We start from the raw sequence: 22,045 nt of genomic DNA on the forward strand, positions 1-22,045 counted from the left end.
AAATGCTTTTCCAGGAGTATTTATTAGGTGATATAGCTTTTTACAATAAAATACATGCTGCGCTGAGTGCCATTCTACCCGCTTGCCCGGACTTCTTTGCCGGGAGTTGGTTGTTACAACATTTCACTTTTACTAACTAAACCCAATCTATGCAGACACATTTAAACAAACCCATTTTTTTAAATTTTACGACCCGGTACGCCGTACCCCGACTGGTTTTTACTAATCGTTATAGCCAAAAATCCCGGCTAACAGCTGTGGCTATTCTTAGCTTGTACTGGCTGTTGGCCGCTTTTGGGCCCGCTTACGCCCAGGAAGAATTAGTAGGACTTACCTCCAACGGCGGCCCCCAGGGAAAAGGCACTTTATTTTCAATGAAAACTACCGGCGCTAATTACTCCATTATTAAAGGCTTTGCCGACTGGGGTAAAAATCCGGAAGGAAGTTTAACCAAAGGCAGCGATGGTAATTTTTACGGCCTTACTTCGCTCGGCGGCACGTATAATTACGGAACCGTTTTTAAAATTACGCCGTCCGGGGCCGTTACGGTTTTGCATCAATTTGATCTTAATACCACCGGTGGGTATCCCAAGGGCAGTTTAGTAAAGGGTGCCGATGGCAACCTTTACGGCATGACCAGTTCGGGTAGCCCCAATAGTTACGGCAACATTTTTAAAATTTCGCCGGCGGGTGTTTTCACCATCATCAAAAACTTTAACAGTCCTACTGACGGTGGCCGGCCCAACGGTCATTTGATCATTGCGAAAGATGGCAATTTTTACGGTACCACTTACAGCGGCGGAGCGTATGGCTACGGCACTATTTTTAAGTTAACCCCGGGCGGTACTTTCACCGTGTTAAAATCTTTTGATTACACCAACGATGGTGGTAATTCTTACGGGAGCCTGGTACAAGGAAAAGACGATAGTTTTTACGGCATGACGTACTGGGGTGGAACCTACAAATTCGGCACTATCTATAAAATAACGCCGGCCGGTAAATTTACGGTGCTACGGCATTTACAGACCGAAGACGGCATTTATCCGCAAGGCAACAACTTAGTATCGGCCACCGATGGCCATTTGTATGGCACGCTGCCCCGCGGAGGAGCTAATTACGTAGGCACAATTTTTAAAATTACCACCAGCGGTTCTTTTAACGTCATTCATCATTTAGAGAATAAACAAGGCAGCAACCCTATTGGTAGTTTAGTACAAGGCCCTGATGGCGCTTTATACGGTATGGGCTATTACGGCGGCGCTAACGGCGATGGCTCGGTTTTTAAAATTACAACCAAAGGCACGCTTTCTGTTTTATATTCTTTTACCAAAATCAATGACGGCGCCCATCCGAACGGCACTTTGTTTCGCCACAACGACGGTAATTTTTACGGGATGACCTTTGAAGGTGGTAAAAACTTGTTCGGTACTATCTTTAAAATAACCCCCACTGGCACCTTTACGGTACTCAACAGTTTGAACGGCGGCTCTACGGGCAACGCACCCCAGGAAAGTGTTATTCTGGCGAAAGATGGAGCATACTATGGTACTACCCGCGAAGGAGGCATCTATAATCAAGGGACCATTTTTAAAGTATGCGGCGGCATTTACACGGTACTCCGGTCATTAAATAAAAACACCGACGGCAGTGAACCGCTGGGCAGCCTGGTGCAGGGTACCGATGGTAATTTTTACGGAACAACCTCTCAAGGGGGTGCCACCGGAGCAGGTACTATTTTTAAAATTACTCCCGGCGGATCCTATACCGTATTACGTCATTTAAAAACCGCCGAGGGCAGCAATCCGCAAGGTGGTTTAACCCAAGGCAAAGACGGTAACTTTTACGGCCTGGCTCAATATGGCGGAGCTCAGAACGGCGGCACTATTTTTAAAATAACACCTGCTGGTGCATTTACTATTCTGTGGAATTTAGAAGCCACCGCCGATGGTCGCTACCCGGCCGGTAATTTAGTGCAAGGCGCCGATGGCCACTTTTATGGCACCACCAGTACCAGCGGCATGTATAATTACGGCACTATTTTTAAAATTTCGCCCACCGGAGCCTTTAAAGTATTACGCCATTTGCAGATTATTGCCGACGGAAGTTCCCCGCTGGGTAGCCTTACTTTGGGCAAAGACGGTAACCTCTACGGTACCACTAGTTCCGGGGCAGCAGTTCTTACGACGGCGCCATTTTTAAAATTACACCAACCGGCAGTTATTCCGTATTAAAACGTTTATCGGGTGATATTGATGGCCAAACCCCCACCGGCAATCTGGTTCAAGCTTCCGATGGGAATTTTTACGGAATGACCAGCAAGGGTGGTAAAAACAGAGCAGGTACTTTGTTCCGGATTACCACGGGAGGTAAGTTTAGTGTGCTGCGTCATTTTAATTTAATTACGGATGGAGGTACGCCGCTGGGCAGCTTAATCGTGCAAAAGGCTAATCCGTTGGTGGCTAATCCTCAAAACCTGACTACCGTTGAAGATAATCCGAAAACATTAACTCTAACGGGCTCCGGCGGCGAGCCACTTACCTTTACCATAAAAACACAACCTAAAAACGGTACCATAACCGGTTCCGGAGCTACCCGCACCTACAAGCCTAAAGCTAATTTTACCGGCAAAGATACCTTTACGTTTACCGTAAGTGTTGGCTGCCTCGTTTCGGCACCCGCTACGGTAACCGTTACTGTTAGTCCGGTAAACGATGCCCCGGTTTTAGCCACCATCAGCAATAAAACCGTAGTGCTGGGTTCCACTGTAAATTTCACGGCTACGGCTACCGATCCGGATGCCGGCCAGACCAAAACCTTTTCATTAGTAGGCGCTCCGGCGGGGGCCCGCATTAATGCTACCACGGGTGTTTTCAACTGGAAGCCGGCGGCTGTTGGCAGTACTGCTTTTAAAATTAAAGTTACCGATAACGGCTCGCCGGCTTTGTCCGATGAACAAGCGCTTATGGTTACTGTTACGAATACCGAGAATATGGTGCGCTTAAATACCGGTGGAGCCGCCGTAGCCACCTCGCTCGGCCATTTTGCGGCCGATGCTTATTTCAGCGGGGTTACGGGTATCTCAACCACTACTTCCGCCATTGAGGGTACTACTGACGATGCCTTGTACCAGGACAATCGGCGGGCTGCTACGAACGGCGGCAGCTTTAGCTATCATATTCCGGTTACCAACGGCAACTACCAGGTAAAGCTGCACTTTGCCGAAACCTTCTATACCACGGCTGGTTTGCGTAAATTTAACGTCAGCGGCGAAGGTACCGCCTGGTTAACAAACTACGACATTGTAGCGGTGGCCGGTAGTTCTAAAAAAGCCGTGATCGCCAGTAAAAACATTCTGGTAACGGATGGAGAATTAAACCTGATTTTTGTATCGGTGGTCGATAAAGCTTGTGTATCGGCGATTGAAGTAGTGCCCGCGGGAGCTGCCGATGCTTTTGCCACCGGCTCCAAAGTTGAAACTAAAGCTTTGATAGTTAGCAAAATATACCCGAATCCGGCGGTAAATTCGTTGCACCTAACTTTGAGCGAATCAGCGGCGGTATTTACCGGCACCATCACCGACAGCAAAGGCTACACCGTTAAAACCTTGCACGAACCGGTGCAAGCCAGTCAGGTAGAAGTAAATGTGGAATCGTTGCAGCCCGGCTTATATCAACTTCACGTCCAAACTTCGGCTGGCATCCAGATTTACCGATTTGTAAAACGCTAAGCTAATCCTTAACAAAAGCGGAACATCGGGTTTGATGTTTCGCTTTTGTTAAGGCTTTTAGCATCTTATTTTACGCACGAGGGCACCATCCATGGCTATTGAAATGCGGTAGTCTTTATACTTATATTTAGCCATCCAATATTTTTTATAATTTCCCATAGCCAGGTTAGGGTTACTAGTCAAGGCAATTAAGCACGAGCTATAAAGCCTCCTGTAATTAGTAGTGTTCAGCCAGCCTACTAAAATTTTAAAAAAGAAACAACCGCTACGATTGTTTAAGTAACCCCGTTACCTAAATTCTTAAAAAGCGATGTATGATTACGCATCCGGGCTAATCTCTATGGCAACTAACTAATGGCAAATTTTTCGGTTAATAATTGGTTTACCTTATCGGCGGTTAAAGGCTTTACGATATAAGGTGCCGCAAACGCTGCCGCCCGAATGGTATCCTGCGGATGCGAGGATGTGGATAGCATGGCGACAACCGTACCTTGCTTTAAGTCGTGGCTGAGTTCCTGGTGGTAAATTTCCAGAAATTCAAAACCATCCAACATGGGCATGTTTACGTCTAGCAATATCAGATCGGGTTTAAAGTACGTTGGATCTGCCTGATCATAGTCCTCTCGATTAAGTTTATGAAGGTAATCCAAGGCGTATTGTCCATTCGAAAAAACCCGGATATTTTCGGTTATCTCCATCCGGTTTAATAAACGATGATTCAGGAAATTGCTGGTTTCGTTATCATCAATCAATAAAACGCCTTTTAGTTTTCGCATATGTTTACTTTCTATGACTTATTCGGGAAGTAAGCCCGGAAGGTAGAGCCTTCTCCGGGGGTGCTGCCCACTTCTATCTTACCTTGGTTGAAATCCATAATTCTTTTCACGATAAATAAACCTACTCCGCTGCCCTCCACATCGTCGCGTAACCGTTTAAATAAAGAAAATATTTTTTTTTCGTGTTTAGGCAAGTCTATACCTATACCGTTGTCGGTTACCGTTACTACCACATAATTATTAACGGCAGCACTGGTTACGCTAACCACGGGCAATCGATCCGGCGACCGGTACTTAATCGCGTTACTTACCAAATTGTACAGCACGCTTTTTAAATTTTTACGCGAAAACCAAACTTTAGGGTTGGCGGTAAAATCGGTATGAACTACTGCGCCGGATTGTTGGATGACTTCGGCCAGACTAGCAGTGACTTCATCTAAAATAGTGGCGAAAGAAATAAACTCGTGCTCTTCTTCCGTGTCTTTTTGAATTTTACTTACCTGAGTTAAGTCGTTGATGGTGCGGTGCATCTGGTGGATAGAATACTCCAACTTGCCAAAAACCTGGGAAATATCAGGATCTACACCCGGTAATTCTTCTTTTAAAACAGTTATTAAACCTTCGGCGTTGATAACCGGCGATTTTAAATCGTGCGAGGCGCAATAAACAAAATTATCCAGGTCGGCATTAATGCGTATTAACTCCCCGTTTTTAACAATCAGGTTTTTTTCCACTTTTTTTCTAAATTCTACTTCTTTTTCTAATTCCCGGTTAACCCGAATTAATTGAGCAGTGCGTTGGTTTACGCGGTTTTCCAATTCATCATTTGCCTGCCGCAACGCCGCCTCGGCTTTATGTCTTTCTTTCATTTGCAACAGCAACTCCGAGTTGGCCATGGCCAGCGTATCGGCACTAGGAATAAGCAGTATTTTGGGCAATGACCGCAGTAAAATAAACGCTGTGCCTAAAGACAAAAGTCCGGTTACTACCTTTACTAAACTAGCTATATCATAAACCGGGTCCCAAACCGTCCAGATATCCAGTAAATGCGTAGTGCCACAAGCCAGTATAAACATCCCGAATAAAATGAATACGTGCTTTTGCACTAAATATTTCCGCTTTTGAGCCAGGTAAAAAAGCATAAACGGGATTGAAAAATAAGCTATTCCCGTTAAAGCATCGCCCACCACGGTTGGCCACAATATAGCTTTATTCCATTGGTAACAATGGCCATGCGGCATAAAAGTACTGGTATCAACCAAATTGAATAATTGTTTCATAGAGTGTTTTAGATTTCAAAAAAGATAATGTACCCTCTTGCGTATTCTTTTCCGATCAGGTAAACACCAGCTGTAAAAGTTAATATAACTTTAATGATACGTAATGCATTATTGGTAATTGGCTCTGATGGCACTTAAGTGTTTTTTTTACTGGTTAACTTAACAAAATCTTAAATTGGGTAATTAATTATGCAATTTTGCATAGTCACCAGATATTGTTAACGCTCACCGCAAAAGAAGCGCAACTTAAAATCACTATTAGTAAACAAGATCTGAATTATGCTTTTATAAATTCAAAATTCCAGTATTTATTAAAATGGATAATGCTTTACAGAATTGTTTTAAACAAAAAAGCACTCCCGTACTAACCCAGAAGTGCTTTTACTTAACGTGTTTGCCGATTTCTAATCTAAGTATCCTTGCTCGCGCATCCATTCGTCATTATATATTTTAGCTAAGTATCGAGTGCCGTGGTCCGGTAAAATCACGACTAAAATATCCGCTTCGGTTAAGTTTTCGCGGGCGTATTCCAAAGCGCCATACACCGCCGAACCGCACGACCAACCCACGAACAAACCTTCTTCTTTGGCTAAACGCCGGGTCATTACGGCACCGTCTTTATCGGTAACTTTTATAAACTGGTCGATTAAATTAAAATCAACGTTTTTAGGTAAAATATCTTCGCCAATTCCTTCGGTTTTGTAGGGATAAATTTCGTTTTCGTCGAAGATACCGGTTTCCTTGTATTTTTTAAAAACAGAGCCGTACGTATCAATACCAATTGATTTTACTGCCGGATTTTGCTCTTTTAAGTATTTGGCAATGCCGCAAATAGTACCCCCGGTACCTACACCGGTAGCCAAACACGTTATTTTACCATTGGTTTGTTCCCAGATCTCCGGTCCGGTCGTTTCGTAATGCGCCGCCGTGTTTGATAAATTATCGTATTGGTTTGGGTAAAAAGAATTAGGAATTTCGCGGTTTAAACGCTTGGCTACCGAGTAGTACGAACGCTCGTCTTCGGGGGCTACGTTGGTGGGACAAACAATAACCTCGGCGCCAACGGCCCGTAAAATATCCATTTTTTCTTTGCTCTGCTTATCGGTGAGCGTAAAAATGCATTTATAACCCCGACCGATAGCGGCCAAAGCCAATCCCATACCGGTATTGCCCGAGGTACCTTCAATAATGGTTCCGCCGGGTTGCAGCAGACCAGCTTTTTCCGCATCCTCAATCATTTTAAGAGCCATGCGGTCTTTAACCGAATTACCCGGATTAAAATATTCTACTTTAGCCAGCACGGTAGCCTGAATACCTGCGGTTACTTTATTTAGCTTTACTAAGGGTGTCCGGCCAATTGCTTCAGAAATATGATTTAAATACATGAAATGCTTTTTATCAGAATGAAAATCAGGTAATACCTGGTTTATAATTTTTTATTACTTTACAAAAGTAAGCTAATTATTTAAGAATTAATGAACAGCAAGCAAGGTTAGTTCTTTTACTTCTTACGGACCTCGTCTAATAAAATTTAAAATTTTACCGATAGGTTGAGTTCCTGATGCGGCAGGGAATCTTTCATTTTAATTTTTATTTGATATTGCGCTTTCCTTCGAGCCGGTTAAATTTATCCGGTAAAAACTTATTTCTGTTTGGAGCAGACTTAAAAAAAACTATTTTTGCAGCACCTATTGCAGCACACCCCATACCTTTTAATATTAAACTTACTAACATGAGTGTTTTAGTAAATAAAGATTCAAGAGTAATTGTCCAGGGCTTTACCGGCTCCGAAGGTTCGTTTCATGCCCAGCAAATGATTGAATACGGCACGAACGTAGTAGGCGGGGTAACCCCGGGGAAAGGCGGCAGCACCCACCTGGATCGGCCTGTTTTTAATACGGTGGTTGATGCCGTGCGCGAAACCGGGGCCAACGTAACCATTATTTTTGTACCCCCGGCGTTTGCCGCTGATGCGATTATGGAAGCCGCCGATGCCGGCATTAGCGTGATTGTTACCATCACCGAAGGTATTCCAACCAAAGACATGATATTTGTGAAGGAGTATATCAGCCATAAACCTTTAACCTTAATTGGTCCGAATTGCCCCGGCGTAATTACTCCCGGCGAAGCCAAAGTGGGCATTATGCCGGGCTTTGTTTTTGCTCCCGGTCGCATTGGTATAGTGTCTAAATCAGGTACGTTAACGTACGAAGCCGCCGACCAGATTGTAAAAGCGGGTTTAGGTATTTCCACGGCAATTGGCATTGGCGGTGACCCCATTATTGGTACGCCTACCAAAAACGCGGTAGAACTATTAATGAACGACCCCGATACCGACGCCATTGTCATGATTGGCGAAATTGGCGGCAACTACGAAGCCATGGCCTCGCAGTATATCAAAGAAACCGGTAACAAAAAACCAGTGGTAGGCTTTATCGCGGGTCAAACGGCCCCGAAAGGTCGCCGGATGGGCCACGCGGGCGCTATTATTGGCGGAGCAGACGACACAGCCGAAGCGAAAATGCGGATTATGCAGGAGTGCGGCATTCACGTGGTAAAATCGCCGGCCAACATTGGGGAAACCATGGCCAAAGTTTTAAAAGGCGAAACAATTGAAGCGTAAATCAGATAATTAACGTGCGTTCGAGAAAAGCCCTTAACAACATAAAAACATCCCTGAATTAGCCAAAAAGATAAAACGACTGTGTTTCCCGTCTATTAGAGTCATTCTGGAAGAATCTAACCCGTAAGTAACCGGTTAGATTCTTCCAGAATGACTCTAATACAGAAGATTAGCTAATATTTCAGGTAGGGTTTGCTTATCTCAAACGCACGTTATTTAGTATCTAGATTTTAGACGCTAGACTTACTTTTTTAAAAAAGAGATGCTTTAGGGCATCTCTTTTTTTGTGTTTTGCTCCGCTAAGAAAATTTTTCGGAAAAGTTTTCTTAAACCTTAAAGGGTATTTGCAGGTTTAAAACGTACGTAAGAAAGAACAACTAAGTAATTCTATAAAACTATGCAAGACTTAACCGTAACCGGCCTGGAGAAAAAGAGCAATCAGGAACTGGCTACCAAGCTAAACGAACTCCTGGCCAACTATCATATTTATTACCAAAATGTACGTGGCTTTCACTGGAACATTAAAGGCAGTAATTTTTTTCAGTTGCACGCCAAGTTTGAGGAATTGTATACCAATGCCCTCACCCGCATTGATGAAATAGCCGAACGCATCTTAACTCTGGGTTATACACCCTTACACAGCTTTTCAGAATTTATCGGTAATTCCTCCATTAAAGAAACGCATAATCTGACTTCCGACCGCGAAACCGTAGGAACTACTATTGAAAATATTACTTTATTAATTAAACTGGAGCGGGAAATTCTAAAATTGGCGGACGAAAGTGGTGATGAAGGTACCGAGGATCTTTTAAGCACGGACCTGAACGAAAACGAAAAAACCCTATGGATGCTCAATGCTTTTCTGAACGGGTAAGAACTTGAAAAATTTAAAAAAAGCAAAAGCAGGAAGGAATCTTCCCGCTTTTGCTTTTTTTAAATTTTGCTTGTGATACTTCGCTGTGTTTAGCAGTAGTGGTGGCAGTCTCTACCCATAATCTCTTCTAAGGATAAAATGTTTTTAGATCATTATCTGCCAGCATTCACTTTTAAATCTTGTATCTGGGTTACTCCTATCTGTTCACTTATTTCACTACCACTTTCTTGCTAAAAAAATGGCCGTTGCCCGTTACGGATAGAAGAAATACGCCGGGCGGGAAGTGCTGCGTTTTAGTTAATTGCAGGGTTTGCCCGGCTTTTCCGGTAATTACTTTGCCCATGTAATAACGCTGCCCAACTAAATCGGTTAATACCACCAGATATTCCTGATTATTGGTGCCCGAAATAGAAATATTTAAAATTTCTTCGGTTGGGTTAGGGTATACTTGCACAGCAAATACCGTTTTCTCGGCTACATTTACTGCTACTACTTCGGAATAAGTACTTTTCTGGTTAGCCTTGGTTTGCTTTAGACGGTAGTACGATAAACCACCGTGCGGTTTTTTATCCTGCACTTTATACAAATTTGCCGGTTGAATATTGCCTGAACCTTTCACAGCAGCTACTGATTCGTAATGCACCAGATCGCGGGTTCTTTCAATGGCAAAAATAGAACCTGCTGTTTCGGCCGCAGTTTGCCAGTGCAAGTCTACCCACGATTGATTTACTGCCGCGGAAAAATGAACAAGTTCTGCGGGCAAAGGCGAGTTATTACCAGATAAAGTCCAGGGCGAAAAGTTGGTAACGCCCGGCACCATAGCGGTATTTGCCGTATTGCTTTGCCCGGGTAAAGGAATGTCCCAAAGCTGCCGGGCACTGTTCCAGCGTTGCGCCCGTAGTAAAGTTACGGCACCTACTTCGGCCGTTGTAGCGGTAAAAGTAAGCGTAGCGGTGCCGCTAATTCCGTCTTTATCAATTTGCCAGAACCGGTCTACGGTATTGGCACTATTATCTTTACCATCCCAGCCATTTACATTGGTAACGGCGTTAGGCGTAACGGGATAAGGTTGATTAGCGGCATTGCTCGGGTAGGTGGCCACCGTTACATTGCCGATGGTACCGGCCGTTAAATTAAATGTAAAAGGAATATAACTACCCGCAACGGTACCAAATGGAAAAATATGCGCTCCGGTAGTACTGCCCATATTCCAGATTACTTTGCCCGAATTATTGGTTTGCTCACTCACCACATAACCTGCCGTACGGCTCACCGCTGCCGGATTATTGTTGGTTATAGTTAAAGAGCGCCCGTTTAACAATAAAGGTCCTTGCGTTAACGAAAGCGCATTAGTAACGGTGTTCTGTTGCAACGTAAGCCCTGCGGCGTTATTTACAATAAAGCGCTCAAATACCGTAAGAGCCGACCCTGCAACGGCTTGCCCGGTAGTACCGGTAAAAACCACATCGCCTATGCCGTTTGGGTTAATAAATACATTATTACCCGCGTTATTCGTTAAAGTACCCGCCAAGGTAATAGCACCGTTATTATCGATGCTACCATTTGTGCCCGCTGCTGTGGTATTGGTGAGATTGGCATTGTTGCCCGCAATAGTGAGATAAGCGCCTGTACCTACTACTATTTTACCGCCGTTGTTTGCTATACCTTGTGCTACACTCATGAAAGGCATTATACAAAGCAAACCCAGTATTAAAACCTGTCCAGAAGAGTTTAACATAAACCGCATATCCTTTTTCCGCATAATTTTAAATTTTAAGGCCCCCATTAACTACCAATTCTTCTCCAGTTAGTACCATCCGAAATGATTTCAATGGCGTTACCAGCGGCTACAGAGTTAGTAGAGGTGTTGACAGCTGTTATAACGTTTGCGGATAAGGTAACAGTGGTACTTCCATGATTTACAACCCGGTAGATTCTGCCGCGGCAGGTATTAGCCGCCGGTAAAGTAAAAGTAGCGCCAAACATAATGCCCGTGTGAATTACTACATGGTCAGCTGCGGTAAGCGTATAGTTACCCGTTTCTGTAGTAACGGCCATACTTAAAGATCCATCAACAGATAATGTAGAATTAGGAGTGGTGGTTTCAATACCTACATTACCGGCAGGAGTAATAATCATGCGGGTATTTAAACCAGCAGGTTGCGACTCGGCGTTGGCTAGCGTACTATTCGCATCGGAGTTAAAGTTCTGAAAGCGAATTTCTTCCGCTACCATCCGGATCCGATCGGGCCCAAAAGCATTAGCCGGATCATTTCCTACGTAAAAAAGCATTTCTTGCTGCTCCGTAGCTCCTCCGGGCCTGACTTCAATAACAGCATCCGGATCGGCACCAGTATTGGCAAATACCAATCTTCGGGGTGTAGTAGCAGCTGCGGCGTTAATTTTTAAATTTCCATTTATTTCTAATTTTTCGGTAGGCGTGGCCGTGTTGATACCCACATTACCAGTAGACAAAATACGCATCTTTTCGGTATTGCTGGTGATGAAAGGTAAATCAAAAGCCGTAGTGGTTCCTAAGGTGTTTAGGGCAGCTACACTGTTGCCCCCAAGCGCCCACCCCGAAAAAGCACCTGCTGCTACCCAAACCGGCGACGCATTAACACCAGCTGATTGCAAAACTTGCCCGGCCGTACCGGCATTCCCATTCGGCATAAAAGCGCCGGTTAATCTAAAATTACCAGCTACATCTAACTTTTGCGATGGAGCGGTTACGCCAAGTCCTAAATTTCTGGCCGCGGTTAACCGCATGGCTTCATTAACCGCGGCAGTTCCTCCGGTTGTAAAAATCATATCCCGGGTAGCGTTACTATTAACAATATGAAAATTATTACCCGCCGACAGCAAATAGCCATCGTTGGCCCCACCCGTTTCAATTAAATTGTTTGCCGGATCATACACAAAGCCACTTCCATTAATACCTAAATTCACAAAAAAAGTGGTTTCGGTTCCGTTATTGGCCGTAGCCACTATATCGGAACTAGCCTGGTTGCCAGTTGATAGATTTTGAATGTTAGTTTGAAAATATTTATTGATATTACCCCGGGACACAAAGGCATTCACGGAGGTAGTAGTACCGGCGTTTACTAAAAACTTCTCCGGGTTGGTAGCATCAAAAGTAGTAGCACCCACGCCAATGTTCCCAGTTGCCGAAATCCGCATTTTTTCAGTATTGTTTGTAATAAGAGGCAAATCAAAATTGGTGGTTGTGCCTAAATTACGAATACCAGAAAGGTTATTACCTCCGAGAGTCCAACTAAGAGCGCTAGTTGCCACACTCAAATCGGCCCACACGGGAGCAGCATTTGCACCGGCTGATTGCAAAACATAACCGGTGGTACCGGGCTGATCATTCGGCATAAAGGCCCCGGTTAACTTAAAATTGCCGGCAACATCCAGTTTTTGCGTTGGTGCGATTACTCCCAGCCCCAAGTTGCCTGCATTATTTACCACGTTGATGGCTGTGCCAGCCGAATTTAACCACTCGGTGAGATTGGCCGTTTGACTAGCCGAAGCGCCCTGAATAGAAAGTGGGATACTAGCAATCCGGGAGCTACTAATTACAACCGATCGATTAGGATAAGTGGTGCTCGGTATAAAACCAGGAAAGCCACCCGCCTGGCGGTCACCGTAAATAACAGTAGCATGAAAAGATCCCATTTGCAAGCTGCGGCTACCCCCACCCTGCCAGAAAAAATCGCCACCATCGCTGCCAATCCGGAAATCACCCGAACCGGAGGTATTTGTAAAAAGTAACTGCGAAACCGCCCCGGTTACGGTGGGCCGGCGAATTTCTAATGTACTGTTAACTACAAACTGATTACCCGGATTCGTAACCCCAACGCCTACAAACCCCGATGCATAATAGATGTCAGTGGTATTGGGCACCAAGCTCCAGCGGCTGCCGCTACCCGAGGCAATGGGAGTCCAGGTGGTGCCGGTATAATAATAAAAGCCCGGAGTGGTACCATTGGTTTGGTAAACGAGTAAACCTAAGGCTGGAGTCGCAATCGCCGTTCGTTGCGCTTCCGTTACCCGGGGTACTAACAGGCCTTTAGAAGTAGAGTACACATCCAACACCGCCGATGCATCCGGCGTACGGGCTTCATCGCTCACCCCGGTGTTTTGGGCCAATAACAATTTACTACTCAGGAGGAATACTAAAACAATTCCAAATTTTACTTTTGAAAAATTCATAACAACCAGGTTTTAAAGTATATAAGTATGTAGAGCGGTTTGCCTTGCTATTACAATTAAGAATGACAAGGCGGGAGCAGAAGAAACAAAAAACAGCTTGTAGCAGCATAGAACTAAAATAGTCAATTAATTAGAAAAATGTTAGCCTTAGCACTAGAAATGAAAAACAAATAAAATGAATTTACAACTCTAATTCTGGTTTACCAAGAATTTCTAAATTCTTTGTTGTGCCATTTCTTTTCTATTTGGTATGGTACAATCATTAACCAGGGCCAGATCTAAAATTAGAAGAGTTTGTTCAAAAGCCCAGATGATACCGGCCTCCTGCTGGGTTAAAACTTAAATCAAACAAACGGGTTGGTAAATGAAAGAGCAGGAGAAATTTTAAATTTAGAAAGAATTGCTTCCAATAAAATTACAGGGTTTTTTAACAACCAGGTGAGTTCCCTTTAAAAATTTGCCTTCGTATACGTTTTAGCTTTCTACTACCTGCTGCTTGTTAATAATAAGACATAAACCGCTTTAAAATTAATTTTTAAATTTTACCTGGGTTGCTGCTTTATTTTCCGCTATCCCGATCGTTTTCGGTTAGTTTTAAATCTTATTCCGAATTAGTAGTTATTAAGTTCAACTTATAAATAAATTAAAAGTAAGACAATAGTAGCTTTGCCTTGTAAATGCCTGTTACTTGTTGTTAAACCTTATTTATTTAAAACTATTATGTCACATTTTTACCTGGTTAAAAACCAGAAGCTGGTTCGTAACTTGCCATTTTTTTACCGCTTTCTTTTTTTATTGCTGTTACTGCTGCAGGCGCCGTATTCTTTCGCCCAATGGACCCGGCAGCAAAATGCGTATAAACCACGCGCCGAAATGGTGAATGTATTGTACCAAGATAAAATGTATTCTTTTGGGGGAATTGGTACCTGGCCTTTGGTAGAACCTGTGCCGGAGGTGTACGATCCAGTTCAAAATAAATGGCAATTATTGGCACCGATGCCCACCGGAAAAACCGTTACGCACCAGGGCATTGTGGTTGTGGATGATAAAATCTGGCACATTGGCGGCCGTTTAGATAGCACCTTGGGGCCCCTCACCAGCGAAGTCTGGATTTATAATGTAACTCAGAATAACTGGACAAAAGGCCCCGAGCTAAAGCATCCGGTAACCGGCAAACCAATTCCGTGGGGAGGTGGCGGCGCAGCCCTCATCGGGCGCACCATTCACGTTGTAGGTGGTTTTATTTATACTACCTGCAAAAGCGACCAAGATCAGTATCATCTAACGCTGGACGTAGATAAATGGCTGGCTAACCCGCAGCGTACCACCTGGGAAAGCAAGTTGGCCCCAATGCCTATCAAACGGAATCATTTTAGTACCATTGTATTTAATGGCAGGATGTACGTGCTCGGCGGGCAGTTCGGGCACGATTGCGGGGGCGGTCAGGACCAGAAATATTCGCACGTATACAATCCGCTTACGGATAAATGGACCCAATTAGCCGATTTACCGACGGTTCGGTCGCATTGTGAAGCGAGTACTTTTGCAGCCGACGGAAAAATTTACCTGGTTTCTGGTGATGGAGGTCCTAAAAACTTTACCCGTTTTAACCCGGAGGCGAATAATGGCCGGGGTTCCTGGACCGATCTGCCGTCCTTTACTTTACCGCGGGCGTTTACGGCCGTATCGGCCAAAGTAATAGGTAAACAATTAATTTTGGCGGGCGGCCGGCCTTATAATAAGCACCTTCCGCTTATCGAAACGTATAGTGCGCCATTTGGCCGGCATAATGCTTTAAAATTAGGCTTTCTGGAAAATTGCTTTACCCGGCAGGTAGAAAGTAAGGAGGAAATAAAAGTCAAGAATCTACTGTTTACCCTGGAAGGCGAAAAACAATACCGCTTATCATCGAGCGCCTCGTGGCTTAAAATTACGAAAAACGCCGCTGGAACCGCTTTGCCCTCGGGTACTTACGTAGAAGCAACCATCGCGGCGGCCGGTTTAGCTCCCGGCTCGTATCAGGCTGTTATTACGGCCAAAGGATTTGGCAGCGGCAAGGCCTATGCCGACGCGCAGTTTTGCGTAAATTTAAAAATTACCAAAGGATCTTCGCTTTTAGCTGTAACCAAAACCGGCAACGGCTCCGTTACGACATCGCCAAGTAAAAAAATTTATGACTATGGCGAAAAAGTAAAGCTAACGGCCAAAGCCGCCAACGGTTACACTTTTGTTAATTGGTCCGGTGATGCCTCAGGTAGTCAAAACCCTTTAACTATTTTTTTAAAAGGAGATCGTAAAATAACCGCCCATTTCCGGCAAAAAGAGCCGGAATTAACTACCGTCCGGATTAATGCGGGCGGCTATACCCAAACAATAAAAGGAATAATCTGGGGGGCTGCCCTACTGGTAGTAATTGCAAAAACTACGTGGAGAGAGGTTCTGCCGGCAGTCAGAATTCAAATTTAAAGGTAACGGGGGCTGAATATAATTATTTAAATCAAGCTATCTACCAAACCGAATGGACTACTACTGGAACCGGGCCAGGCCCTAATAATTATTTTACATACCGGGTTCCTGTTACAAACGGTAAATACCTGGTGCAGTTGTATTTTGTGGAATCCAGTAAAACCCGGCCTAATACGCGGGAATTTGATGTGAAACTAGAAGGCCAAATTGTATTGCCCAACTTTGATATTTACGCAGCGGCCAACGGTAAAAACAAAACCATTGTCCGGAGTTTTCCGGTAACCATTACGGATGGTTCCGTTCAGTTAGATTTTATAAACCAGATTGATAAAGCCAAAATAAATGCTATTGCCATTATACCCTACAAAAACGCTACTCTAAATAAAGAACCTGTAGCCAAGATTGGCGGCTCCCGGGTAGTAACGGCAAACGCCGCGGGTGAAGCGGAAGTTACCTTAAACGGCACGCCTTCTTATGATAAAGATGGATACCTGGTGTTACACCAATGGTACGTAAATAACCGGTATCTGGCAAATGGAATGACCCATCCGGTAAGCCTGAAAGTAGGTACGCATCAAATTAAACTGCTGGTAAAAGATAATGCCCGCGCCATTCATACGGTTACCACTACCATTACGGTTAAAGCGGGCTTGTTACCCGTAAAACCTGATACCATAACCACTACTACTTACGAAGCTGTAGCGAAAGCAGAAGCCATGGCTCCCGTAAATCTGGATTCAGCCATTACCCAGCAGGAACCCATTGGAAAAAAAGCCTTGACTATACAGGTATTTCCAAATCCAAGCTCTGTCGGCGATAAAACTATTTTAGAGCTTACCAACGCCGCGCAGCAGCAGGAAATTAACGTAACTATTTACGATATGGCCGGGCAGCTTATGCATACCACCATTTTAAAGCCCGATGAATTTGGCACTGCCCGTACGGAGTACCAGCTTACCGGTAAACTTAGTGCCGGTACTTATTTGATTCGGGCCTTTAACCAAACAGGTTCCGCCCAAACCAAGTTGCTGATACGGTAATTTTTAAAAATTCGGCCTAACTCACCGGAATAAAAACAACCCTTGCTTTTAAAAAAGCAGCAAGGGTTGTTTTTTGTTTATCACAGCATTAACAATTAAAAATTTTTAAATTTTATATCTGGTAACAGCCAAACCCACTTGGTGTAATCAGAAACTACCCTTGCGGGAATATGTTGGCCGGAAGCAAAAACTGATTAGAGAAATTTATATATTAGTTTTGAAATTAGAATATTATGAAACCACTTTACTCTTATTTAATAGTGATTGTTTTTTTAAATTTTATGGTTGATAGCGGTTGTGTCAGTCAAAAGGCCCGAACGGCTTCGGCAACAAACCAAGCGGAGGCTCCCGGCTCCGGAAACAGCCAACCCGCCGAACACGCTGAGTTGAGCGGCACGTGGGAATACACCATGACCAACGAGCAGCAAGAGCCGGTAACGGGCTTGTTAACCATTCAGCGAGGCGGCAATGCCGGTTACACCGGTTCCATTACTTTAAACGGCATGCGCTCCGAAAATGAAATGGCCATTAAAAAAGCCCAACTTAATGGCTCTAATTTTATTTACGAAGGAGAAGTAATTACGCCCGAAGGCAATATTCCTTTTACTTTAATCGGTACCATTCAGGGCCGCAACATGACCGGACAGAATACGGTGGTTTACCGAAGCCAACCTGTTTTGTGGCAAGTAAAAGCTACCCGTAAGTAGTATTAGACACTAGACACTAGATGCTAGAATTATTGTTTAAATACTTATAAATTACATTAAAATAATAAGTAGCCGTTTTGAAGTAAGCCATGCACAGATGCCTAAAGTTTTTAAATCCAGGGTCTAGCATCTAAAAGCAAGCATCTAACATTAAAGCCATTTTTTGCGCCTGAAATACCATAAAAACGCTAGCGACGAGAGCACCATTAAGGCTAAAGCGTAGGGATAGCCGGCTTGCCAGGCTAGTTCGGGCATGTGCTGAAAGTTCATGCCGTAAATACTGGCAATCAGCGTAGGCGGCATAAATATAACGGTAACTACCGTAAAAATTTTAATTACCTGGTTTTGTTCTATATTCACCAAACCCAGAAAAGTATTCTGCAAGTACTCCAGTCGTTCAAAACTAAATTGCGTGTGCTGCAACAAAGAGTTTATATCTTTTATAACAATGCGCAGCCTTTCTTTTTCCGGTTCTTCCACCTGAAAGCTTTTGATCATCGACGAAACCAGGCGTTGTTTATCCACGATACTTTCCCGAATCAGAATGGTGTTTTCCTGCAGTTCCGTAATGCGCAATAGGTTTTCTTCCTGCACCGATTTTTCTTTTACCAATTTTCTACTAACTGTATTGGTGGTGCGGGTCAGGTATTCAATAAAATCGGCATCGTAATCTATTTGGGTTTCCAGGAGCAGTAACCAGATTTGAATGGCTTTGGTAGTGGTACCTTTTTTAAAAGTTTTAATTTTCCGGACGGTTTCGGCAAACGATTTTAAATCAGCCCGGCGCAACGTAAACAGTAAATCGTCTTTTAAAATAAAAGAAACCTGCCGGGTAGTATACGATGCGCCTTCGTACACCACAAAAGCACTGTTGGCTTCAAAACCGCTGCTGTCTTCAAAATAACGCGAGCTACTTTCAATTTCGGCGGCTTCCTGAGCCGTAAAAAACTCAATGCCAAAATGTTTCTCCACTTGCTTCATTTCTTCCGCCGAAGGAGACTGCAAATCTACCCAAACAATTTCTTTATCACCGTCGGGGAAAAATTTAGTTGGATTTTTCTCCCAGTGCAATTCGTTATCCTGTATGTAAAAGCTTCTGATCATGACATACGTCTGATTGTAAAAAGGCCATTATTAGGGTAGACTTTAGATTACCTCCTTTCTAAGAAAGGTATATTGGAAAGGCTGTCAAGCAGTAAATTTCCAATAAACTTAAATGCCAAAAATCTGCCGCAAACTTATTCATTTTTGAGTTAAGTTTGCCAAATTACTCTGGAAATTCCCAAAGTACTGGATATTTTTAACAACCGGAATGGCCCTTTATGTTGTCTTAAATTTAACTTTACAAATTAACCGGGCGGTTTAAATATCCCCAGTAAATTATGGCAGCTGTTTGTTCGAGTATTTTTACCGAAATAAATGGAATAAACCTTATTGTATTATTTCAAACTAGTCTTCCGAAAAGAGCTAATTGCCCGTATTTAAAACTTATTCTGTACACTTTAACGAGCAAAGCATTTTTTTAAATTTTTAAAGGTCAACCTATTTCCACCCTGGTATAACCTGTTTTTCCTTCCGGAAAATCGCAGTATCTTTCCTTTATCAAATTAGCATTTAGTCGTAAGCGCATCTATATGGCAGAAAATTCCCCTGGTTTTAAACGAGAAATTAAATTATTCGACGCAGTAATGATTGTTACCGGTGGCATGATTGGCTCCGGTATTTTTATTGTGAGCGCCGATATTGCCCGTCTGGTAGGCTCGGCGGGTTGGCTGCTGGTGGTCTGGTTGCTGGCCGGTTTTATTACCATCATTGCGGCGCTTAGCTACGGCGAGCTTTCATCCATGTTTCCGAATGTGGGCGGACAGTACGTGTACCTGCGCGAGGCTTATAATAAAATGGTGGCCTTTTTGTACGGCTGGACCCTTTTTCTGGTAATTCAAACCGGCGTTATTGCGGCAGTTGCCATGGCCTTTGCCCGTTTTACCGGCGTTTTTTTGCCTTGGTTTTCCGAAACCAACGTTTTGTTTACGGTTGGCGAGTTTCCGTTTACTACCGTGCAGTTGTTAGCGGTTGGCGTATTGCTGTTGCTTAACTTTATTAACGCGCGTGGGGTAAAAAGCGGAAAATGGATTGCAAACATATTTAGTAGTACCAAAATTCTGGCTTTGCTGGCCTTAATAGTGCTGGGTATTGCCTTCGGGATGGATGCCAATGTTGTACAGACAAATTTTGCGAATTTGTGGCAAGCCAATCAGGTAACCAATGCGGCTCCTACCCCACTGCCTTTGGCTGGTTCGGGATTGTTAATTGCCATTGGCCTGGCCATGATTGGTTCTATGTTTTCGAGCGATTGCTGGAACGTCATCGGGTTTTCGGGCGATGAAATTGTCAATCCCAAACGTACCATTGTTTTAAGCATGGTGATCGGTACCATTGTGGTTACGGTACTTTACGTATTGGTAAATGTGGTTTACTTGCTGGTGCTGCCTTTGCAGGGTTCGCCCGAAGGAACTACCGTAATGAGCCGCGGCATTCAGTTTGCCGCCGACGACCGCGTGGGAACAGCCGTAGCCGAAGCGGTGGGTGGCCCCAAAGCTACCTTGTTTATTGCATTTTTAATTATGGTGTCCACGTTTGGTTGCATTAATACCGTTATGCTTTCCGGGGCGCGCGTATACTACACCATTGCCCGCGATGGTTTATTTTTCCCGCAGTTGGCGCGTTTAAATAAAAATGGCGTACCCGCCGTAGCTTTGTATTGCCAAACCGCCTGGGCTTGTTTACTCTGCGTTTCGGGTAAGTACGGCGACATGTTAAACTACGTGATGTTTGCCGTATTGCTTTTTTACATAATCACCATTATCGGGATTTTTGTTTTACGCCGCACCCAACCCGACCGGCCCCGCCCTTACAAAGCCTTAGGTTACCCCGTATTACCGGCTTTATACGTAGTGCTTACCTCTGGTATTTGCTTGGTTTTATTGCTATTTCAACCAGCTTACGCGGGCGCAGGGCTAATTCTGGTAGCTTTAGGCGTGCCGGTTTATTACATTTTCCGGAAGCAATTTAAAGAAGTGCCGGTAGTTAATTAAATTGGCCAAATTATAGCCAATAACAAAAAGGCCCGCTACTAAACAGTAGCGGGCCTTTTTGTTATGTATTTTTAAATTTATAGCGGCAATAATTACTAGAACTCACAAACGTAGTTAGTTTAAGCAATTAACCTTGGCTAATTTTTTATCCGCAACAGTAGAAGATACTTCCGAAAAGTAAAGAAACTTATTGGCGGGTTGATAATCTTCGTTCCAGCCAGATCCCGAAACCGGTACGGCGTTTATTTCCTGCACAAACAACCAATTTTTAGTAATGGTTTTAGTAAGGTTTTTCGAGTCGGAGTCCAAAAGACTAGTCATAATTTTCCTGTTTTTAGAGAAATATTCTTATTCTGGATTATACTTTATTTTTCTGACTTGGTTTTACAAAGATACAAACTATTCCAAAGAATTTTATAATATATCTAAGTATTCCCTAATAAACCTATATTTTTTATAATTAATTCCATTTACCTAAATAAAATTTCGAATAAATAGAGCAGCTTAGTAAAAAAAATATAAACGCGTATTTAGCCCTATTCTACTTTGCAAAAAATAAATAGTTAATTTTGCCCGAAACAGACGAAAGCAAATGGGGAAGACTCGATTTTTTAAATGGCTGCTAATAGCCTGCTTTATTCCGATGTATACGGCTTCGGGCCAAACAATAACGCAGTTAGAAAAGAAAAATGGTTTCCGGGATGCTCGATTTGGAGCCTCGGTAAAGTCGTTCCGGAACCTGGTGCTTACCGAACAAGAAGGGAATACCAAATACTACCGGCGCAAAACCGATGTAATGACCATGAAAGGCGTGGAGTTTGCCGACATAACTTACGCCTTTTACAAAGACCGGCTGAGTCACGTTTTTATCACTTTAAACGGCGTGGAAAACAGCCGCGAGTTTGTAACCTTACTCGAATCTTTATACGGCGAAGGAGAACGCCTTTACCCTTGGGTAGAATCTTTTGATAATGTACTGGAATGGAACGGCGAAAACATTACGCTTACCTACGGCGAAATTGCCAATACCAAAGAAGGCATTGTGCATTATTACAGCAATACTACTAAATTTAATTAGCCCGCGGTAACCGACAATATTTTAAAGCATTCGCCTTGGCTACCACAAAATTTACTTAAATTGCCAACTTTCCGAATGGCAGCCAGAGTTTTATGGTGTTTAAATAATGCCTCCGTTGGGCCATTTTTTTAAATTTTTAAGCAGTTTAACACTAGTAATCAGCT

15 protein-coding genes and 1 pseudogene are annotated in these 22,045 nt (G+C 43.5%); 9 read left to right on the forward strand and 7 right to left on the reverse strand.

What is annotated here, in order from left to right:
* The first annotated feature begins 149 nt into the window (after nucleotides 1-149).
* The gene (locus AHMF7616_RS12050; protein ID WP_115373109.1) at nucleotides 150-2,231 is read left to right on the forward strand and encodes a choice-of-anchor tandem repeat GloVer-containing protein; all 2,082 of its coding nucleotides are present in this window, start codon (nucleotides 150-152) and stop codon (nucleotides 2,229-2,231) included.
* Nucleotides 2,232-2,248: 17 nt separating this feature from the next.
* Nucleotides 2,249-3,727 carry a malectin domain-containing carbohydrate-binding protein gene (locus AHMF7616_RS12055; RefSeq protein WP_394335783.1) on the forward strand — a complete coding sequence of 493 codons (1,479 nt, stop codon included), beginning with the start codon at nucleotides 2,249-2,251 and terminating at the stop codon, nucleotides 3,725-3,727.
* A 347-nt stretch (nucleotides 3,728-4,074) separates the two neighbouring features.
* Here the strand turns inward: AHMF7616_RS12055 and AHMF7616_RS12060 are convergent, their stop codons facing one another.
* The 3 genes and pseudogenes from AHMF7616_RS12060 to AHMF7616_RS12070 all read right to left on the reverse strand — a co-directional run.
* Complete coding sequence (locus tag AHMF7616_RS12060) at nucleotides 4,075-4,503, reverse strand: response regulator (RefSeq protein ID WP_115373111.1); 429 nt, start codon at nucleotides 4,501-4,503, stop codon at nucleotides 4,075-4,077.
* An 11-nt stretch (nucleotides 4,504-4,514) separates the two neighbouring features.
* Complete coding sequence (locus tag AHMF7616_RS12065; protein WP_115373112.1) at nucleotides 4,515-5,783, reverse strand: sensor histidine kinase; 1,269 nt, start codon at nucleotides 5,781-5,783, stop codon at nucleotides 4,515-4,517.
* Nucleotides 5,784-6,190: 407 nt separating this feature from the next.
* Nucleotides 6,191-7,168: pseudogene (locus AHMF7616_RS12070) on the reverse strand (PLP-dependent cysteine synthase family protein); the annotation flags it as partial.
* Nucleotides 7,169-7,515: 347 nt separating this feature from the next.
* Between AHMF7616_RS12070 and sucD the strand changes: the two are divergent.
* Both sucD and AHMF7616_RS12080 read left to right on the forward strand, forming a co-directional pair.
* On the forward strand, nucleotides 7,516-8,406 hold the full coding sequence (gene sucD / locus AHMF7616_RS12075; RefSeq protein ID WP_115375585.1) for a succinate--CoA ligase subunit alpha: 891 nt from the start codon (nucleotides 7,516-7,518) through the stop codon (nucleotides 8,404-8,406).
* A gap of 397 nt (nucleotides 8,407-8,803) precedes the next feature.
* Nucleotides 8,804-9,280, forward strand: a complete 477-nt coding sequence (locus AHMF7616_RS12080) for a Dps family protein (RefSeq protein WP_115373114.1) — start codon at nucleotides 8,804-8,806, stop codon at nucleotides 9,278-9,280.
* 208 nt (nucleotides 9,281-9,488) lie between these two features.
* Here AHMF7616_RS12080 and AHMF7616_RS12085 read toward each other — a convergent pair whose 3' ends face one another.
* Nucleotides 9,489-10,961 carry a T9SS type A sorting domain-containing protein gene (locus AHMF7616_RS12085; RefSeq protein WP_158546153.1) on the reverse strand — a complete coding sequence of 491 codons (1,473 nt, stop codon included), beginning with the start codon at nucleotides 10,959-10,961 and terminating at the stop codon, nucleotides 9,489-9,491.
* A gap of 104 nt (nucleotides 10,962-11,065) precedes the next feature.
* On the reverse strand, nucleotides 11,066-13,495 hold the full coding sequence (locus AHMF7616_RS12090) for an autotransporter outer membrane beta-barrel domain-containing protein (protein ID WP_115373116.1): 2,430 nt from the start codon (nucleotides 13,493-13,495) through the stop codon (nucleotides 11,066-11,068).
* Between the two features lie 720 nt (nucleotides 13,496-14,215).
* Between AHMF7616_RS12090 and AHMF7616_RS12095 the strand changes: the two genes are divergently transcribed.
* From AHMF7616_RS12095 to AHMF7616_RS12105, 3 genes are all read left to right on the forward strand, one after another.
* On the forward strand, nucleotides 14,216-15,961 hold the full coding sequence (locus tag AHMF7616_RS12095) for a Kelch repeat-containing protein (protein WP_115373117.1): 1,746 nt from the start codon (nucleotides 14,216-14,218) through the stop codon (nucleotides 15,959-15,961).
* Nucleotides 15,922-17,001, forward strand: a complete 1,080-nt coding sequence (locus AHMF7616_RS12100; protein ID WP_115373118.1) for a malectin domain-containing carbohydrate-binding protein — start codon at nucleotides 15,922-15,924, stop codon at nucleotides 16,999-17,001. The genes AHMF7616_RS12095 and AHMF7616_RS12100 overlap by 40 nt, the downstream gene beginning before the upstream one ends.
* 233 nt (nucleotides 17,002-17,234) lie before the next feature.
* On the forward strand, nucleotides 17,235-17,708 hold the full coding sequence (locus AHMF7616_RS12105) for a hypothetical protein (RefSeq protein ID WP_115373119.1): 474 nt from the start codon (nucleotides 17,235-17,237) through the stop codon (nucleotides 17,706-17,708).
* Nucleotides 17,709-17,858: 150 nt separating this feature from the next.
* Here the strand turns inward: AHMF7616_RS12105 and corA are convergent, their stop codons facing one another.
* A complete protein-coding gene (gene corA, locus AHMF7616_RS12110; protein ID WP_115373120.1) occupies nucleotides 17,859-18,812 on the reverse strand; it encodes a magnesium/cobalt transporter CorA in 954 nt (317 codons plus the stop codon).
* Between the two features lie 530 nt (nucleotides 18,813-19,342).
* Between corA and AHMF7616_RS12115 the strand changes: the two genes are divergently transcribed.
* Nucleotides 19,343-20,803 (forward strand): APC family permease, encoded by a 1,461-nt coding sequence (locus AHMF7616_RS12115; RefSeq protein ID WP_115373121.1) that lies wholly within the window; start codon nucleotides 19,343-19,345, stop codon nucleotides 20,801-20,803.
* Nucleotides 20,804-20,917: 114 nt separating this feature from the next.
* On the opposite strand, the gene AHMF7616_RS12120 is transcribed toward AHMF7616_RS12115, so the two are convergent.
* A complete protein-coding gene (locus AHMF7616_RS12120; protein ID WP_115373122.1) occupies nucleotides 20,918-21,124 on the reverse strand; it encodes a hypothetical protein in 207 nt (68 codons plus the stop codon).
* 271 nt (nucleotides 21,125-21,395) lie between these two features.
* On the opposite strand from AHMF7616_RS12120, the gene AHMF7616_RS12125 reads away from it, so the two are divergent.
* Nucleotides 21,396-21,881: a hypothetical protein gene (locus tag AHMF7616_RS12125; protein WP_147275670.1), complete on the forward strand. Its 486-nt coding sequence runs from the start codon at nucleotides 21,396-21,398 to the stop codon at nucleotides 21,879-21,881.
* Nucleotides 21,882-22,045: the final 164 nt, after the last annotated feature.

The sequence above is a fragment of the Adhaeribacter pallidiroseus genome (assembly GCF_003340495.1).
Classification (GTDB): domain Bacteria; phylum Bacteroidota; class Bacteroidia; order Cytophagales; family Hymenobacteraceae; genus Adhaeribacter; species Adhaeribacter pallidiroseus.

Coding starts and splice junctions, on each gene's coding strand:
- AHMF7616_RS12050 (WP_115373109.1), top strand. CDS start 150: ATGCAGACACATTTAAACAAACCCATTTTTTTAAATTTTACGACCCGG.
- AHMF7616_RS12060 (WP_115373111.1), bottom strand. CDS start 4,503: ATGCGAAAACTAAAAGGCGTTTTATTGATTGATGATAACGAAACCAGC.
- AHMF7616_RS12065 (WP_115373112.1), bottom strand. CDS start 5,783: ATGAAACAATTATTCAATTTGGTTGATACCAGTACTTTTATGCCGCAT.
- sucD (WP_115375585.1), top strand. CDS start 7,516: ATGAGTGTTTTAGTAAATAAAGATTCAAGAGTAATTGTCCAGGGCTTT.
- AHMF7616_RS12080 (WP_115373114.1), top strand. CDS start 8,804: ATGCAAGACTTAACCGTAACCGGCCTGGAGAAAAAGAGCAATCAGGAA.
- AHMF7616_RS12085 (WP_158546153.1), bottom strand. CDS start 10,961: ATGAGTGTAGCACAAGGTATAGCAAACAACGGCGGTAAAATAGTAGTA.
- AHMF7616_RS12090 (WP_115373116.1), bottom strand. CDS start 13,495: ATGAATTTTTCAAAAGTAAAATTTGGAATTGTTTTAGTATTCCTCCTG.
- AHMF7616_RS12095 (WP_115373117.1), top strand. CDS start 14,216: ATGTCACATTTTTACCTGGTTAAAAACCAGAAGCTGGTTCGTAACTTG.
- AHMF7616_RS12105 (WP_115373119.1), top strand. CDS start 17,235: ATGAAACCACTTTACTCTTATTTAATAGTGATTGTTTTTTTAAATTTT.
- corA (WP_115373120.1), bottom strand. CDS start 18,812: ATGATCAGAAGCTTTTACATACAGGATAACGAATTGCACTGGGAGAAA.
- AHMF7616_RS12115 (WP_115373121.1), top strand. CDS start 19,343: ATGGCAGAAAATTCCCCTGGTTTTAAACGAGAAATTAAATTATTCGAC.
- AHMF7616_RS12120 (WP_115373122.1), bottom strand. CDS start 21,124: ATGACTAGTCTTTTGGACTCCGACTCGAAAAACCTTACTAAAACCATT.
- AHMF7616_RS12125 (WP_147275670.1), top strand. CDS start 21,396: ATGGGGAAGACTCGATTTTTTAAATGGCTGCTAATAGCCTGCTTTATT.